The organism is Candidatus Desulfosporosinus nitrosoreducens (assembly GCF_030954495.1).
GTDB lineage: Bacteria > Bacillota > Desulfitobacteriia > Desulfitobacteriales > Desulfitobacteriaceae > Desulfosporosinus > Desulfosporosinus nitrosoreducens.
In genome coordinates, this window is sequence record NZ_JAVHUW010000017.1 from 17,604 (window position 1) to 34,216 (window position 16,613).

At 44.9% G+C, this 16,613-nt stretch carries 14 protein-coding genes; 11 read left to right on the forward strand and 3 right to left on the reverse strand.

Translation table 11 applies throughout. The features are described 5' to 3' along the window. The first annotated feature begins 14 nt into the window (after positions 1-14). The 8 genes from REC12_RS01145 to REC12_RS01180 all read left to right on the forward strand — a co-directional run bounded on the left by REC12_RS01145 (position 15) and on the right by REC12_RS01180 (position 8,372). Positions 15-1,259, forward strand: a complete 1,245-nt coding sequence (locus REC12_RS01145) for a nitrogenase component 1 (RefSeq protein WP_308891771.1) — start codon at positions 15-17, stop codon at positions 1,257-1,259. Continuing rightward, entirely contained in the window at positions 1,256-2,455 is a 1,200-nt protein-coding gene (locus REC12_RS01150; RefSeq protein WP_308891772.1) for a nitrogenase component 1, read from the forward strand. The genes REC12_RS01145 and REC12_RS01150 overlap by 4 nt, the downstream gene beginning before the upstream one ends. A gap of 168 nt (positions 2,456-2,623) precedes the next feature. Continuing rightward, on the forward strand, positions 2,624-3,745 hold the full coding sequence (locus tag REC12_RS01155) for an ABC transporter substrate-binding protein (protein WP_308891773.1): 1,122 nt from the start codon (positions 2,624-2,626) through the stop codon (positions 3,743-3,745). A 95-nt stretch (positions 3,746-3,840) separates the two neighbouring features. Continuing rightward, positions 3,841-4,854: a FecCD family ABC transporter permease gene (locus REC12_RS01160; protein WP_308891775.1), complete on the forward strand. Its 1,014-nt coding sequence runs from the start codon at positions 3,841-3,843 to the stop codon at positions 4,852-4,854. After that, positions 4,851-5,654: an ABC transporter ATP-binding protein gene (locus REC12_RS01165; RefSeq protein WP_308891776.1), complete on the forward strand. Its 804-nt coding sequence runs from the start codon at positions 4,851-4,853 to the stop codon at positions 5,652-5,654. Before REC12_RS01160 ends, REC12_RS01165 begins: the two co-directional genes overlap by 4 nt. A gap of 520 nt (positions 5,655-6,174) precedes the next feature. Next, positions 6,175-6,738 (forward strand): GNAT family N-acetyltransferase, encoded by a 564-nt coding sequence (locus REC12_RS01170; RefSeq protein ID WP_308891778.1) that lies wholly within the window; start codon positions 6,175-6,177, stop codon positions 6,736-6,738. Between the two features lie 193 nt (positions 6,739-6,931). Then, positions 6,932-7,276: a cupin domain-containing protein gene (locus tag REC12_RS01175; RefSeq protein ID WP_308891779.1), complete on the forward strand. Its 345-nt coding sequence runs from the start codon at positions 6,932-6,934 to the stop codon at positions 7,274-7,276. A gap of 217 nt (positions 7,277-7,493) precedes the next feature. After that, complete coding sequence (locus tag REC12_RS01180) at positions 7,494-8,372, forward strand: GNAT family N-acetyltransferase (protein ID WP_308891780.1); 879 nt, start codon at positions 7,494-7,496, stop codon at positions 8,370-8,372. Between the two features lie 363 nt (positions 8,373-8,735). Here REC12_RS01180 and REC12_RS01185 read toward each other — a convergent pair whose 3' ends face one another. Next, the gene (locus tag REC12_RS01185) at positions 8,736-9,992 is read right to left on the reverse strand and encodes a hypothetical protein (protein WP_308891781.1); all 1,257 of its coding nucleotides are present in this window, start codon (positions 9,990-9,992) and stop codon (positions 8,736-8,738) included. A gap of 381 nt (positions 9,993-10,373) precedes the next feature. On the opposite strand from REC12_RS01185, the gene REC12_RS01190 reads away from it, so the two are divergent. Continuing rightward, complete coding sequence (locus tag REC12_RS01190; protein ID WP_308891782.1) at positions 10,374-11,048, forward strand: response regulator transcription factor; 675 nt, start codon at positions 10,374-10,376, stop codon at positions 11,046-11,048. Then, a complete protein-coding gene (locus REC12_RS01195; RefSeq protein ID WP_308891784.1) occupies positions 11,032-12,738 on the forward strand; it encodes a sensor histidine kinase in 1,707 nt (568 codons plus the stop codon). Before REC12_RS01190 ends, REC12_RS01195 begins: the two co-directional genes overlap by 17 nt. A gap of 181 nt (positions 12,739-12,919) precedes the next feature. Here the strand turns inward: REC12_RS01195 and REC12_RS01200 are convergent, their stop codons facing one another. Then, a complete protein-coding gene (locus REC12_RS01200) occupies positions 12,920-13,921 on the reverse strand; it encodes a hypothetical protein (RefSeq protein WP_308891785.1) in 1,002 nt (333 codons plus the stop codon). A 175-nt stretch (positions 13,922-14,096) separates the two neighbouring features. Then, positions 14,097-15,557 (reverse strand): MFS transporter, encoded by a 1,461-nt coding sequence (locus REC12_RS01205; RefSeq protein ID WP_308891786.1) that lies wholly within the window; start codon positions 15,555-15,557, stop codon positions 14,097-14,099. Positions 15,558-16,237: 680 nt separating this feature from the next. Here REC12_RS01205 and REC12_RS01210 point away from each other — a divergent pair. Then, positions 16,238-16,613, forward strand: a 376-nt coding sequence (locus tag REC12_RS01210; RefSeq protein WP_308891787.1) for an aldo/keto reductase, incomplete at its 3' end; no start/stop codon positions are given.

Here is a 16,613-nt window from a genome sequence, read left to right on the forward strand (position 1 = left end):
CGGAGGAATTGGAATTGTCTTGCAAAGGATATCTAGGCACAAGCATCCTTGGAGAAAAAATTAAGATCGTGGATCTGACAAGGGAAAAAATACCGCTCGACAGTTTTTTCGAACGGGGTATAGCAGATGATGACTGCGGTGAACTTGTCAATCTGGCCTTGTGTGTGCCTGACCTTTATGTCTTGGCGGTAGGTCCTTCAGCCTGCTCGAAGGTACTGTATTACAGGGCCTACAAGAAGGGGCTGAACGAGAGGCTGTTCTTGCTCGCGGTGTCCAGCGCTGATTTTGCAACCGGGCAGCATCTTCATAAATTGGAAGAGATGCTGGAATGGCTTGCAGTTTCGCATCGGCCGAGGGCAATCATCATTTATATGACCTGTGGTGATCTGCTGGCTGGCAGCGATTTCACAGACCTGACGGTTCGGATGAGAGACAAATACGCTATACCGGTAAAACCTTTTGAGCGTGGACCGCTTTCCCGTAGAAGGGGGCTTCCCAGGGAGAGGCTGAGTGGTATTTTGGTTGATTTGCTCGAAATGAATACCCCTAAAGGGGAGAAGCGTCATTTTAACATCTTGGCAGACACAGACAAGCTTTCTGAAGCATCCGGGCTGAAACAGATACTCACGGACTGTGGCGCTGAAGGGATCAGGGAGTTTGCGGCCTTGGATTCCTATGAAGCTTTTGCGGGAATGGTCAATGCCCGATTAAACATAGCGCTGGATCGCTTCGGCTGCGAGATGGCGGCGCGCATGCGGGAGAAATGGAATATCCCTTTCGTCTTCTTACCAGCCCGGTACAACGTGAAAGAAATCAAGGGCAATTACGCTGTTTTGCTGGAGGCTTTACAAGTCACCTGGGATGTCAGTGGGGATGAGAAGGAGTACCACAGGGTTGCGGCCGAAGTATCTGAGGGATTAAGCGGCAAGAGGATCGCTGTGGGAATCGGGCAGAGATCCTTCGAGCTCACTCAGGCATTAGTAGAATTAGGATTGGATGTTGCGCTCATCTTTGTAGAAACAGTTTCGAAACCGGAAATTGCCTACATTCAGGCACTGGCTGCTATGAACAGTCCTGCGCAGATATATCTGATTTCGAACATATCTGCTGAAACGCAAGCGAATGATTTTCAAGAGATTGATATTGCGATTGGAGAAAAAGCGTCATTTTATTGTGACCAAGCAAAAGCAATACCGGTGAGTAACGAATATCGTTTTGGTTATGAGGATATATTGGGGATCTTGGAGGCAATAAGATGAAAGGGATATTCAATCGCGTTCCGCCGCTGGCAAGCGATTATTCGGGGGCTTGCTCCGTGCTCTTTGCCTTTTCTTCACTTAACCTTTTGTATACGCCGGGCGGATGCAGCAGCGCAATTATCGAATTTGATGAGATCAGGGATTGGCGGCGAACCTTATTTTTCAGTTCCAAGCTGGGAGAATTGGAAGCCGTAATGGGTGCGGAGGAGGAGTTTCTGGAGAATGCGGAAACACTCTGCGCCCGGAACGGGTCTGGTGTCGAATTTATAGCGGTGATCGGCACACCAGTACCTGCCTTTACGGGAGTTGACCTACAGGCAATCGCGGAAAAGCTGGGCAGGCGGACAGGATTGCCTGCCTTGGCCTTCTCTACCGAGGGATTTGAAAATTACTACTCCGGCGTGCACCATGCCTTGTTGACCTTGGGAAAAAGTTTTTTGGAGCGGCGGGAAAAGAAGTCTAAGCGCGTGAACATTATCGGTTATACCCCGCTAAGCCTTGGGGCCGGAGTGCATCTAACCGAACTTGTCGGGGTGCTTAGCCGCTGCGGGCTGGAAATCAGCTGCCTGCCGACGGGAGAAATTGAACTGGAAACCTTTAAGGGAATGGCCTCTGCCGCTTTGAACATCGTCGTGTCGCATGAGGGTACGGGGCTGGCCCAATATATGCAGAGGGAATATTCCATACCATATGTCATGAATGTGCCGGTAGGACTGTGGGGGATGAGGCGGTTGCTTCAAGTCCTGAAGGAGGTGCTGGCTATTCCCCTGAGCTCTGCGGTCGAGGAGCCGTATGTGCCCAGGGAGAAGGTTCAGTCCGGCCGGCATGCCGTCGTGATCGGAGAGCCGCTGTTTGCTGCGTGTCTGGCGGATTGTCTGCGCTATGACTTTGGTTTTGCTCAGGTTGAGCCGGTGGCCTTAATAAAAAGCGACCGGCGAATGAAAAGAGTATACCGGGAAGAGTCCCTTTTGGATGTAAAATTATTTGAAGATGAGGATACTTTAGCACAGTGGACAGATCAGATGCCGGCAGATGTCATCGTTGGCGATCCTTTGTACAAGCGGCTGTTTAGCGGATGCAATGCCCAATATATACCGATACCACACATAGGGTTGAGCGGCGTTATACATGCCGATATGAATTACGAGTTTATCGGGGTAGGGGGACACGACTATTTATCAAAATTTATCCGCTGACTAATCCGCTCTAAGACTCCCGCTTCAGCAAGGGTGAGTCAAGAGCGGCTAAGTCCCTGGATAAGTGCGACTAGGATTCAGTTGGAGTAAAACTCGGCCTGAATCAAGTCTTCTTTATAGACAGATAAAGATACACCATCTAAGAAATGAAATGGAGGAAATCTCGTGATGAAAAACTATAAGAAATTGACAAGTGTCTTGTCTATCCTGTTGGTTGCTGTTCTTCTCTTAAGCCTCGCAGGCTGCCAGGCTGCGGGGAGCACGCCTGCGGCCCAAACGTCGGCCGGTCAGACGACCGGGACTAAGACTGTCACCGACTTAGTCGGCAATCAGGTAAAAATCAAGAACAACATCGAAAGAATTGCGATTATCCCCATCCCTTGGGCTTCAGTAGCCTTTGCAGTGGATGGCTCCGGCAAAAAGATCGTAGGAATGCATCCGTCCGCGATGGAGTCCTACCAGAATTGCATCTTGAAGACTGTTGCGCCTGAGATGGCCGCTGCGAATTCGACCTTCGTGGACAATAGCTTCAACGTTAATTATGAAGAAATAGCCAAGCTGAAACCTGACCTTGCGGTCATCTGGGACTATCAGCCGGAAGTCGGGAAAAAGCTGGCGGAGCTGGGCATACCTTCCGTAGCCATCAAATACGGTACGCTCCAAGATGTGCAGAATGGTATCAAGTTGCTCGGTGAGATCTTGAATAAGCAGGACAGGGCGGCAGCACTCATAAAGTGGCAGAATGACGTTATCAACAGTTTGCAGTCCAAAACGAAAGAGCTGACAAGCAAGGACAAAACCAAGGTGCTTTATCTGCGGGACAAACAACTGCAAGTCGGCGCGGGTCAATCGATCAACAAACTTATGATTGAAAGCGTAGGCGGCGAGAATGTTGCCGACAAGGTGAGTGGTTCATGGACGAAAGTGTCCATGGAGCAGGTTATGGCCTGGAATCCTGATGTTATTATCCTGAGCGATTTCTCCGATATTGTCCCGGAGGACCTATATAAAAATAAACTCCCGGGACAGGATTGGAGCAGTATCCAGGCTGTGAAGAACCAGAAAGTATACAAGGCACCTATGGGCATCTACAGATGGGATGCACCGTGTGTAGAAACCCCTCTGATGATGGAGTGGATTGGTAAGGTTATCCATCCCGAGATGTTTGCCAATTTGGATTTAAGGAATGACTTAAGGACATTTTACCAGCAATTTTTCAATTACAAGCTGACTGATGCGGAACTGGATCAGATCCTCAACAGCAAACTTAATCCCGGTCTGAAAATATAAAAGAGGTGCACGGAGGGATTAGGACAATATCCCCGATATCCCCGACGTAAGATCGTGAATCAGAGTGGACTATGGAAGTACGAGGAAAACTGAAAATGACGGTAAAGCAAAAGAACCTGAAGGTTACCTGGATCGCGCTGTTGTCGCTGCTGGCACTTACATTTTTTGTATCGCTTTTTTCGGGAAGGTATTGGATTGCCCCGGGAGAGGTTGGGAAGATACTGATCGATAGGTTTAGGGGGTTGACACAGGATGGTATGGATGTCTCCGTTGTCTGGGGCATCCGTATGCCGAGAACGCTGCTCAACGTGCTGGTGGGGTCCGGGCTGGCCATCGCGGGGGCGGCGTTCCAGGGGCTTTTTCAGAATCCGCTGGTAAGTCCCGATGTCTTAGGTGTCAGCTCAGGCGCGGCCTTCGGTGCAGTCTTTGGCATACTGCTTGCGGGCATCAACAATTTTACAACAGCCCTGGCACTCGTTTTTGGAATAGTGAGCGTGTTTATAACCTACACACTCTCTAAGCTGCGAGGGGAATCGACTACCTTGTCGATAGTGCTGTCCGGTATGATCATATCTGCGGTATTCAGTGCACTGATATCCCTAATCAAATACGTTGCAGACCCTTATGACAAGCTGCCTGCTATCACCTATTGGCTCATGGGGAGTTTTGCCAATGCCTCTTACAATAATTTAAAGCTGGTCGGAGTCCCTATTTTACTCGGAATCGTCATATTACTGATGTTGCGCTGGCGGATCAATATCCTGTCGCTGGGGGATGAGGAGGCCTATTCCTTGGGGGTGAACCCCGTGAAAACCAGGCTGGTCATTATTATTATGGCCACACTCGTTACGGCCTCATGCGTAACGGTCACGGGCGTGATTGGCTGGGTCGGCTTGGTTATTCCGCATATAAGCCGCATGCTCACGGGAGAGGACCACCAAAACCTGCTTCCTGCCTCAGGTATTGTAGGAGCGATTTTTATGATTATTGTTGATATGATTGCGCGGACGGCGACAGCTGCGGAAATCCCTATCGGCATCTTAACAGCTCTGGTAGGCGCTCCGTTTTTTGCAATTCTGTTTAAAAGATCGAAAGGCGACTGGCTATGATACTTGAAGTGAAAAGCGGATATTTCGGTTATACGAAGGACAATACCATTTTGAGGGATATCAGCTTTACTCTTGGTGAAAAAGAGATTATGACCATCTTGGGCCAAAATGGCGTCGGCAAAACGACCATCTTAAAGTGCGTGACGGGGATACTTAAATGGCAGCAAGGGCAGACTTTGATCGATGGAAAAGTCATAGGATCTTCAAGGACAGCGCGAGAGCAGATCCCTATTGGTTATGTGCCGCAGGCGCACAGTTTTTCCTTTCCTTATACGGTTAAGGAAGTAGTAACTATGGGTCGGGCCAGGCATATTGGCCTCTTTTCTGTGCCATCCAAGAATGACAGGAAAATCGTGGACCAAGCAATCGACGAGGTTGGTATCGGATATATACGGGACAAGCTGTGTTCGCAATTGAGCGGAGGACAGTTGCAGCTTGTGTTCATTGCCAGGGCTTTGGCGGGTGAGCCCAAGGTGCTGATTCTTGATGAACCGGAGTCACATCTGGATTTCAGGAACCAGTTCATGATCCTGAAGCTGATTAAAAAACTGGTCAGGGAACGCGGCATATCTTGCATCATTAATACTCACTATCCGGAGCATGCTTTGCGCCTAGCGGATACCACCCTGCTCTTGGGCCGGGATTCGTATTTGTTTGGCAAGACTGGCGAGATCATCATCGAGGAGAATGTAAGGGAGTATTTCGGCATCGACGTCAGGATTCTGGCGGTGCCCTATAGAAATGAAGAGCTTAAGGCATTTGTCGTGCTGGACAGTATGGATAGTCGGCAGAATGGGTAATCTATTGGCTTAAAAACCCGAACTGGTTAATAATGGGGTTTAAGTCAGGAAACCTGCCTGTTTTTGTACACTAAAAGACTCTACAGTTGCTAGGGGGGTGTGCAGCGTTCATTGAACATGGTTTGCGTTGTTTTTGGACCTCTTGACATTACCCGTCAAGAGGTTTTTGGTGTTTGCCGTAGAACGATTAGAAAAAGAGAACTAAAATGCAAAAGGATTTGTCCATATTTATACTGGCGCAGAAAGAGGAAAGACAACAGTGAATGCATTAATAAATATACCACCGGAGCATTTTGAATTTCCAGTGGTATTCCTTTATTTATTTGATTTATGCAGGAAATCTCGGATAATAATGGAATTGCTACGATACGAGAGAAGCATCCTAAATTATCATTAAAACCCTACTGAGCGATAATTACTCGGCGAGAGCCTTGGGTGGCATGTGTCGGGACGGGTTTAGAAGATATAGAGGGTGTGTGAAATAGTGGATCATAAGATAAACTAACTGGGAGGTTTAAACGTGGAAGTTGCCATATATCCAATATCCGAGGAGCGCGTAGAGGATTTTCTCCATTTTTTCGATCATGTTGCTTTTGCTGATAATAAAGAGTGGTCTGACTGTTATTGTCAGTTTTATCATTTTGATGATGAGCAATGGGAACGACAGACGGCGGAAAGAAATCGGCTGTCCGCTATAAAATCAATCCAAGAGGGTAGAATGAAAGGTTATTTAGCTTACCTTGATGGAAAGCCAATAGGGTGGTGCAATGTAAACGATAAAGTTAACTTTTCGAGGCTTGTTTCCAATAAAGAGTTATGGGATGGGGCAGAGGGAAAAATCTGTTCTATTGTTTGCTTTGTTATTGCCCCAGAGTATAGAAAGAAGGGTATGGCCCGCCAAATACTGGAAGCGCTATGTAATGACTACTCGAACAGAGGATATGAATATGTGGAAGCATATCCGAGGAAAGGAGAACTTACACATGCCCAACATTATCATGGGCCTATGTCCATGTATGTAAAGGCAGGATTTTTGTTATACAGATCATTTAACCATTATGATATCGTGCGAAAGAAATTATAAAATATGTTAAATAATATGGATGCGATAAGCTTCTTTTAAGGCTTAAAAAGGAATACCCCTGTTTTTTAGTAATTACAAAATAATTAATAATTCAAATAGAAAATTAGTTGTCGGAATTACCTAATTTTACTCTGCTAAGAGGGACTGGACTTTAAGATTTAAAGCTGATAAAAAATTAAGCTGGAGGTCAACTATGCTGGATTTCCCAGGATTTATGAAGTCAAGCAAAAATCGAATAAGCAACAAAGAGCAAAATACACAGGATATTGAGGGCTATTATTATACTGCTGTCGATGGTAGTCAGATGGCATTTTGGACATGTCATTCTGATAGAACTTCTAAAAAGCATAAGCATGACTTCGATGAGTATATGGTTTGTGTTTCCGGCCAATATACGGTGATCATGAATGATAAAGAGTATGTTCTCAACCCGGGAGATGAGATCCTCATCCCCAAGGGGACTGAGCAAGGCGGAAGGTGTATTGCCGGAACAAGAACGATCCATGCATTCGGCGGTAAACGTATTACCGGAGACTGATCCAATTCATCTTCGCCTATTTGCGCGCCTTGCTGGGTTCAAGCTCGAAATAACCGTCTTGATAAAGCCTGGCCGGCAGTCAAGTGGGAGTCTAGCCTGAGAGGTTACCGGAGGTGGTTTTTCCAGCCAGATGTGTGGTAGTGGGGGCGAGGGTGACTGCATAGGGGTGATAGTAGTAATAGCGGCGAATACTCGCTTGTAAGAAAGGACCGAATTGATGAGTGACGTTATCTGTCTGAAACAATTAATTGGCGAAGAAGATTTCCAAAAGCTTAATGAACTTAAGACTATTTGTACTAAGCAAGAGAACATATTTTTGAAATTGGAACTTGAATTTAAGCTTAATATAAGCCGGATGCAGAACCAAGAATCCTTTGCTTATGTCAATGAATTTTTTTATTATTCAGGAGAAACCCTTGTCGGATATTTAGGGATATTTAGTTCGGGAGGAGAAACGGGAGAGTTAACCGGAATGGTTCATCCTCTGTACAGAAGAAAGGGAATCTTTATAAGACTTTATGACTTAGCGAAAGAAGAATGTAAAAGAAGAAAGATGCAGAAAGTTTTACTTGTATGTGATAGGAGGTCTTCTTCCGGCTTAGCCTTTATTGAAGCTACAGGAGCGGCTTATTCTTTTTCAGAATACGAAATGAAATTGGATAATAAGAAGTATGTATCGCAAAAGGAAAAAAACATAGTTTTGAGAAAAGCAGTAAATTCAGACGCCAACGAGATAGCAAGACAAAATTTTATCTGTTTTGGTGATAAAAGTGGAACGGAAATAATGCCGGAAGATGACGCAAAGAGTAATAGAATTACCTATATGATTGAGACTGAATCCGGAGTAATTGGCAAGATTAGGGTTGAATTAAATGCTGACGAAGGCTTTATAGGTGGTTTTGGAATATTACCCGCATATCGAAATAAAGGCTATGGAAAACAGGCATTAAAATCTGCCGTGGACCTTCTTCTTAATGAAAATAATGCACATCATGTTGCCCTGGAGGTTGCTGCCCATAATAAAAATGCTCTTAATTTATATAAGTCAAGCGGTTTTGTAGAAGAGTCCGTAACGGATTATTATGAGGCGCAATAAATAGCAGTGACTATATGGAGATAATTTTCAATCTCCGGCAAATATATTCTGAAACACCCGATCCAATAATAAATTCCCCACGCTTTGCGCCTTGCTAGGTTCAAAAGAAATAACTGAGGGCTATCTAAAAATCCTGAGTTTATCAGTAACTGGGCGGACAACTGTCCGTTCAAGAAAAAGGGAGTGTCGAAATCTATTTAAGGATTTCGACACTCCCATTTGTGTTATGTCCATGTGCCATGTATTTGCTCATACCTGATAGTTCAGCCGGTATGGAACAATTAGTAAAGGGGCAGTTAAAGCTACCTTATTTTCGAAACTATATCACCGTTTTCGTCATACGCGGTTAGCAGTTATTAGTTATTAGTTGTCCTTACTTGCAGCTGTGGTGATTTTTACACCGAATCCGATATTGTCGGCCTTCATATTAGGGCCTATGCCACTCATATTCAGCTGCCTCAGAGCCTCGGCCTGAGCTTGATCGACAATTCCTTGATCAAGCATCCGGCTAATTATGTCTTTGGGTATCGGTTGAGCATGGGCGGAAAGGAACGCCAGAATTTTGTCAGCCTGGTCTTGAGTAATGCCGCCTTCTGTTACCAAAGCAGTCAGGACCTTTTGCCATTGCGATTCGGCCTGTTGATTAATAAGGTCGTTCAGTGAGTTTTTAACTGCCTGAGCCTGGATATCCGTAATTGTGCCTTCCTTAACCAGATTTTCCAGAGGATCGACTAGTAGGAACGCTGAAGCCTGACCAGAGGTGACATTAGGTGTGGGCTTCAATGACTCAATGTTTGGAGCCTGCTGAGTGGCGGAAAGTATGGCGTTGGCCTGATCCTGAGATAAGGTTCCGGCAGTTACCTGGCCGTTCAAGGCCTCTTGCATGATATCCTGTCCGCCGGGATTGATGTTGCCCAGAAGATTCTGCTCTCTCAAGTTGTCGGCTTGCGTTTGATTGATAATTCCTTGAGTGACCATTTGGCTGAGCGGGTCTTTCTGAGCTATTGGGGTATTAGCAGAAAGGAAAGTCAAGATTTGGTCCGCCTGGTTTTGCGTGATGGTTCCTTGGGTTACTAAGGGCTTCAGGTCGTCCTGCCAGGACTGCTCCATTTGTTGGCGGATGATGTCACTCATGGTATTCTCAATAGCTTGAGCCTGAGCAGATGTTAGGGTACCATTGGTCACCAGGTCTCCCAGGGGGTCAATTTTGACAACCACAAGGTTTTGCGGGGAAGTAGTTGAAGTTACTGTCCCTTGAACAAGATCCGGAGTTTGACTGTCTGGGCTCGGCTTGGTAACGTTACTTATATTCTTGGGAATAGAGGCTAATACCGCATTTTCTTGCTCCTGAGTGATCGTTCCTCCACTGACCAGTTTGTCCAGTGCTTGCTTCATAATCGTTGGCCCGCCGGAAAGGATGCCGTTAACTTGGATTTTCTGGCCTGTGCTGACGGCGATAGTCCTTGTTTCAGAGGTCTTTGTGTTCAGCAGAACAGTACTTTGAGCTAAGCCGCTGTCCTTGTAATTAGTATTGGCCAGAGCCAGGCCGGTCATAGAAATCAGCATGCCCCCTGCTAAGATTCCGGTACTGGCGAGTTTGATGGCAACTCCATGGTTCATGTGAAAATCTCCTTTCGCTTTCCTGAAATATTAATAACCTTAACGGCAATATTACTTTACTGTTCCAGTGTGACCGCTGCGTGAACGTCAGTTGAAGGTTTGGTTTATTTTTCGCCTCTGCTTGCAATCTTTTGCCGGTCTATTGTGACCAGCGTGTGAACATCATGTGAAAGTTTGGTGTTAACAAATGGCGTCTGAAATGCCAAACCCTGATCCTGTGCGGGATTAGATGAAAGAGAGCAGAAATATGCCTTCTCCAAGTTACTTGAAGAAGGCAAGGTGTTATGGTATATAGAAAAAGCAGCGGCGGCATACGTCAAGACCGGGGGAACAAGGGCAAGAACTTCGGAAAAGGCTGCTTAACCGTAAGGGGAGTGAGGTATGACGAAAAAGGTTTTAATTGCTGACGATGAAGCGCGCATGAGGAAGTTGGTCGGGGACTTTCTCAGAAAAGAAGGCTACGATATTATTGAGGCGAAAGATGGGAAGGAAGCTCTGGATGCCTTTCAGGAGAATGAAGACACTGACTTAATCATATTGGACGTGATGATGCCCAGGATTGATGGGTGGATAGCCTGTAAAGAAATCAGAAAGACTTCCCGGGTCCCTATCATTATGCTGACTGCAAGGGCCGAAGAAGCCGATGAATTGTTCGGTTTCGACCTTGGGGTGGATGAGTATGTAACCAAGCCTTTTAGTCCGAGAATTCTGGTGGCCAGGATTCAGTCTTTACTAAGGCGTACATACCGCCAAGAGGAGGACGAGATTGCTTTTAACGGGCTTAGTATTGATACAGCCGGCTACAATGTATATCTTGACGGAAATTCTATTGATCTAAGCCCGAAAGAATATGAGCTGCTGCTTTATTTAGCCAGGAATGAAGGCCGGGTATTGAGCAGGAATCAAATTCTTAATACAGTTTGGGATTATAACTATTTTGGGGATGCCAGGACAGTAGATACTCACATTAAGAAGCTTAGAATTAAGCTGGGAGATAGAAGCGAACTGATACAAACCGTCAGAGGGGTTGGGTATAAATTTGAAGCTTCCGATTAAGATGTCTATCCGTTTCAGGTTATTTGCAGCGATCACGGCTCTGGTCATTCTTTTTGTTTCTGTGGCGTGGTTCTTAAACACAAAATATCTTGGGTCTTACTATATCTCTGAACGAAAAAAAAGCTTGCTTATGACGGGAGAACATATTGTTCAAATCTACAACGGTGATCCCGGCGCAATCTCTTTACAATTGACAAACCTCGAACGTACGAGCGGTTTGGCTGTGATGATTCTGGATGGGAACTATACTTTGAAATATGATTCAGAACTGACAGTTGCCAACAATGGCGGGCAGACATTACGGGTGATGCCGGCGCCTGAAATAGTGCCCGGGTCTGTGCTGATGCCGGCACCTGTCAATGGAGGGAACATAGGCAAGGCAACCCCGGACGGAGCGGCAAAAGGCGGAGCATCTCTAAGCACAGCAGCTAACGCAGGTGCTGTTATAGTAAAGAAAAATGTTGATGGACAAAATGTTATTTCGATTGGAGTTGTCTCCTTGAGGTTGACAACGGGGCCGCAATTATCCTTGCTTCAGGATAATCTTTCGGCAATCAGTGAGGGACAGCCGGTTTTTGCTGTGACTCAGGACCCGGATTTGAGGGAGAATGTTTTAAACTTAGCCATGCGGCTGAGCAACGGCGACTTTCTTTTGATGGATATTCCCATAGCGGTTATTCAGGACAGTGTGGCCATTGCCAACCGCTTTTTCCTGTATACCGGGCTTTTGACGATCTTGATAGGCAGCCTCGCGGCGTTTATGTTTTCAGTCAGGTTTACAAAACCGATTCTGGAATTAAGCAATATTGCCCGAAAAATGTCGGGGCTGGATTTTACTGTCAAGTATAAGGTGAGCCAAAATGATGAGTTGGGGGAGCTCGGAAGGAGTATTAATCTGCTCTCAGACCAATTAGACCAATCGATTTCCCAGCTCAAGGCAAACAACCGGCAACTACTCCTCGATATTGAGCGCGAGCATAAGCTTGAGGAGACGAGGAAAGAGTTTATATCCAGTGTCTCCCATGAGTTGAAGACTCCCATCGCCCTAATACAGGGCTATGCAGAGGGCTTGCAGGACAATGTCGTTGAAGACGAGGAAAATAAAAACTATTACTGTGGCGTGATCATCGATGAAGCCGACAGAATGGACAAGTTGGTTAAGGATCTCTTGTCGTTATTCCAACTGGAGAGCGGGTATTTTCGTTTGGAAAAAAGCGTATTTGATATCACTTCGCTTATCGACCGGGTTCTTGGCAAATGTGCGCCGATTTTTAAGTCCCAGTCCATTCATCTCCAGGTGGAGAAAGATGACAATGCTTTCGTGGAGGGTGATCCTGCCAGGATTGAACAGGTAGTGTTCAACTATATCAACAATGCCCTAAATCATTTGGATGAGCGCGGCCTCCTGAAAATTAGCCAACAGTCTATCGGAAACAAAGTCCGGGTAGCGGTGTTTAATAGCGGTGAAACTATTCCAACGGAATCCATGGAAGAGATCTGGCGGAGTTTTTATAAGATAGACAAAGCCAGAACCAGAGCTCAGGGAGGGAGCGGTTTGGGATTGTCTATTGTCAGGGCTATCCAGGAACTTCATGGCAATGATTATGGGGTTATTAATCTGGAGGATGGAGTTATGTTTTGGTTCGAAACGGATGCGGCCGATCCCAGGGAAGAAGTTTCTTCTTTTTGACCGCAGATAAGGAAATATACGGAAGAATTGTCCATAAAGTGTGTCGAATGAATGTTTAGCAGATAAAGTTTTTGGGCCTTGAGCATCTAACCTTATGGATCGTTCGCTTATGCTCTTAAGTTACCAATCCGAAAATGTATGGAAGCTATTATCTTGAGGAAATGTTCATTCGGAACATTTGCTAATTCAGCGGAAATTTATCCGGATAGGTTGCGATTTCGGAAAAAAGTGCCGCCTGATAAATACCGCCATAGGAAAAATCACTTAAATTACTTTCGTTAAAACTCTCTGTCTTAGAACTATTGGAGCCTGCATAAGCCAATTCCGGAGTAACGGTGTTATTTCTATATTCAAGGGTTAGATTTTCGAAATCTCCGTTGTTTTGATCGCCGGAATGATAGTTAAGGTTTATAAGATTGTTTGCCCGGTAATAAATTTCGTCGATAATATGGCCGGATTCAGTAATTGCTTCGATTATGGCCTGTGCGCCTTTCACGTTTAGCAATTGTTGCTGCGTGATTTTCAGTCCGCCATATTCTTTCAGACCCTCAGGTGTCCAATAAAGATAATAATGTTTGTATGTATGTCCTGCTCCTATCCCATCTGTAAAATTCAGATCAAAACTATCGCCTATCGTTGTAAATTGACCGTTGCCGAGATAAGAAAGGTTCATGCCCGTATAGGGCAATTCAACAGGTTTTTCATCGTTTATATACCAGGCGTATGATAAGGAACTGCTGCCACCTGAACTACTTTCGTATTTAAATACTTTAGTGTCATCGACTGACCAAAGATAGGGAGAGTTAAACTGGTTGTCTGCTGATAGTGCAATACCGCTTTGCAATTTCTGAGCGCCGGAGGCGATTATATACCAAACATCCCCTTGGTTTACTATTGCAAATGCGGCGTTTTGCTTGTTGCCAAGAGCAACAAGCTGAAAAAATACAATTTGCTGCTTAGTGTATTTGGCGAGGATAGACTTTAACTGTGCAGGCGAGCTTAGACTGCTTAAGATAATCGGGGTTGCTGATGCCGTGGATGCCGTGGATTCAGAAAAAGCCGCCTTGCTTGTTGTGCCCGGGGCAAACGGCGCTTTCTCAATTTGTTGAGGCGTACCCCCCTTAGCACACCCCGCTAAGAGCAAACAAAAAGTAATAATTGATACTAATATCTTCTTATTCATTTTGATCTCCGCCTTTACCGAAGCTCATTCCCAAAATAAGGATGGAAAAAATTTGAGAAATGTTAGAAAAGGGATTGGTTTACTTATGGTGCTGATTTTGGATTGGGTAATGATTTAAGGGGTGAATTCCTCCGGCCTGCCTGACGGCGAAAAGACCGAATAGTAAAGAACGCTGTTAATGGAATGAAACATAATCATTTGCGGAAACCTTATTGATCCGGGAGCCATTGTAAATAAACAGGCAAACTAAGGTGGCCACTATTCCCAAGGCCGTCATTCCTTCGAAACCCAGGTGAAACGAAAGAATGCGGGCACTCAGAATGGTATGGTGGATAAGATGAAAACTATTAAATTTACCGTCATAAAGAGTGCCTGCGATAGCCACTCCCATACTCATGCCCAGGGAGCGGGACATGTTTAGAATTCCCCCGGCCACCCCGATATGTTCGGGCGGAGCACTTCCCATAACCGTGTTGTTATTGGGAGGAGTGAAGATTCCCATGCCTGCCCCTATCAGAATCAATCCCAAAAGATCAGTATAAATAGCGGTTTTGCTTGATAAGAAAACCAGCACCAGGGCTCCGAGGGATGCCATAATCATTCCGCAAACGGTCAAAACCTTGGGGCCTATCCGGTCATCAAGCGCTCCGGAAAGGGGAGACATAATAAACATAGCCAGGGAAACCACGGTTAAAATTAACCCAATATAGTATGTGGGAAGTTGCATGACCCAGTTTAAATAAAAGGGCATCAAAAAGATTACACCGAACATTAGCGAATAAGAAAGCATTCCGGAGATATTTCCGCCGTCAAAAGCCTTGATTTTCAGCAGATTCAAATCTATCATCGGATTCCGGCATTTCTTTTCCCGCAGGACAAACAAAAGCAAGAAGGAGATTACAGCAATAAATTCGCAGATAATCATGGGTGACAACCAGCCGAGTACATAACCATCTTTAAATATCAGAACCAATAGAATCAAAGCAGGTGTAAAAAGAATTGCTCCTAAATAATCAAACGATGAAGAATGCGGGTTCGGCTTATCTTGTGGCAGGATAAAGGCGGCAATCATTGTCCCGATAAGTGCTATAGGAAGATTGACATAAAAGATCAAACGCCAGCTAAAATTGGCTAACAGGATTCCTCCGACTGTTGGTCCGATAGAAAGTCCAATCGCCTGAGCAGATCCCTGAATGCCAATCGCCTTTCCCCGGCTGGCTTCCGGAACCGAAGCCGTAATAATGGCCACGGAGTTCGCTTGCAGCATTGCCGCCCCGAGGGCTTGCAAAACTCTGGAAGCGACGAGAAAAGATAATGTCGGCGCTATGCCGCATAATCCTGAACCTAAGCCGAAAACAGCAAACCCAATGGCATAAAAAAGTTTCCTGCCCAGTCTGTCCGATAAACTGCCTAACAAAGTTAAAAGAGAGGTTAAAGTCAAAAGATAGGCAATAGAAACCCATTCGATACTGTCCATGCCGACGGAAAAATTTTGGCTTAAAGTGGGCATAGAGACGTTAATGATGCTGGCGTCCAAGGCGGCCATAAAAGCGCCTATGCATACGGTGCCGACAACATACCAATGATAGCCCCTTCTTTTATTCAATGGTAGATTTGCTGAAAGATTCTTATTCATTATGAATCACTCCCTAACAGAGCATTTATCTTGTTTTTCAGGTTCAGCAGTCCATAGGCAAACGCACGCCGGAAAGCCTCCTGAGAAGTTAGCAATTCTTTTCGCTTGATTTAAGATTAATCAATGACTGTCATTATAGATGTGACACCCATCACGTTTTAAAAAGTATTTGGATAATGAAATTATTATCATAATAATATATTTTTAAAGTATCCACAAGGCAGAATCTCTGCACCACTGCTGAATTCGCAAATAACAAAAAATACCCTTTTTCTCTTTAGGCAGGCATGTCCCAGATTCGAATGCGCATTCGAATCTGGGACATGCCCTTTAATTTTACCCTTGAATAATTCTTTTGCTCAAAGAATCTAAGGTGTAGGGCGTTTTTGCGCGGAATATGAGTCTGCCTGTTCTAGAATTATTTAAGCCTGACTAAAGCAATTTAGTATATCGATATGGCGTTACATAGTCAAAATCTCCGTCGATTTATCGCCGGAATGATAAATTAATCTTTTGTTGCTTATAAAAAGCGCTTGACCTAGTGTTAACTCTAAATGATAAACTATGAGACAGGGGTGGTTTCCGTTGCTGAATATCATGTCTTGCCCCTTGTGTTGTTGGGAATAAGAGGAATGAAACATCTGTAAAATAGAAGACATTAGAAAAGGAGAAAACTAAAAATGAAAAAATTAGGGTTTGGATGCATGAGGTTACCGCTTCTGGACAAAAATGACCAGACTTCCTTTAATACAGAAATTCTCAACAAACTGGTAGACATCTTTTTGGCAAAAGGATTTACATACTTTGATACGGCTTATGTTTATCATGGCTACAAGAGTGAAGAGGTCATGAGAGAAGCTCTTGTAAAAAGGCATCGGCGGGAAGACTTTGCTCTTGCCACCAAGCTTCCTATGCGAGATATAAAAACTGTAGACGATCAGGAAAAAGTCTTTAAGGAACAGCTGGAAAAATGCGGTGTGGATTATTTTGATTATTATCTGCTCCATAATATTGGCGTTATTACATATAAGAAGGCATGTGAACTCGACAGCTTTA

What these genes read in the sequence shown, in the direction of transcription:
- REC12_RS01150 (WP_308891772.1), top strand. Translation starts at nt 1,256, where the DNA reads ATGAAAGGGATATTCAATCGCGTTCCGCCGCTGGCAAGCGATTATTCG.
- REC12_RS01155 (WP_308891773.1), top strand. Translation starts at nt 2,624, where the DNA reads ATGAAAAACTATAAGAAATTGACAAGTGTCTTGTCTATCCTGTTGGTT.
- REC12_RS01160 (WP_308891775.1), top strand. Translation starts at nt 3,841, where the DNA reads ATGACGGTAAAGCAAAAGAACCTGAAGGTTACCTGGATCGCGCTGTTG.
- REC12_RS01165 (WP_308891776.1), top strand. Translation starts at nt 4,851, where the DNA reads ATGATACTTGAAGTGAAAAGCGGATATTTCGGTTATACGAAGGACAAT.
- REC12_RS01175 (WP_308891779.1), top strand. Translation starts at nt 6,932, where the DNA reads ATGCTGGATTTCCCAGGATTTATGAAGTCAAGCAAAAATCGAATAAGC.
- REC12_RS01180 (WP_308891780.1), top strand. Translation starts at nt 7,494, where the DNA reads ATGAGTGACGTTATCTGTCTGAAACAATTAATTGGCGAAGAAGATTTC.
- REC12_RS01185 (WP_308891781.1), bottom strand. Translation starts at nt 9,992, where the DNA reads ATGAACCATGGAGTTGCCATCAAACTCGCCAGTACCGGAATCTTAGCA.
- REC12_RS01190 (WP_308891782.1), top strand. Translation starts at nt 10,374, where the DNA reads ATGACGAAAAAGGTTTTAATTGCTGACGATGAAGCGCGCATGAGGAAG.
- REC12_RS01200 (WP_308891785.1), bottom strand. Translation starts at nt 13,921, where the DNA reads ATGAATAAGAAGATATTAGTATCAATTATTACTTTTTGTTTGCTCTTA.
- REC12_RS01205 (WP_308891786.1), bottom strand. Translation starts at nt 15,557, where the DNA reads ATGAATAAGAATCTTTCAGCAAATCTACCATTGAATAAAAGAAGGGGC.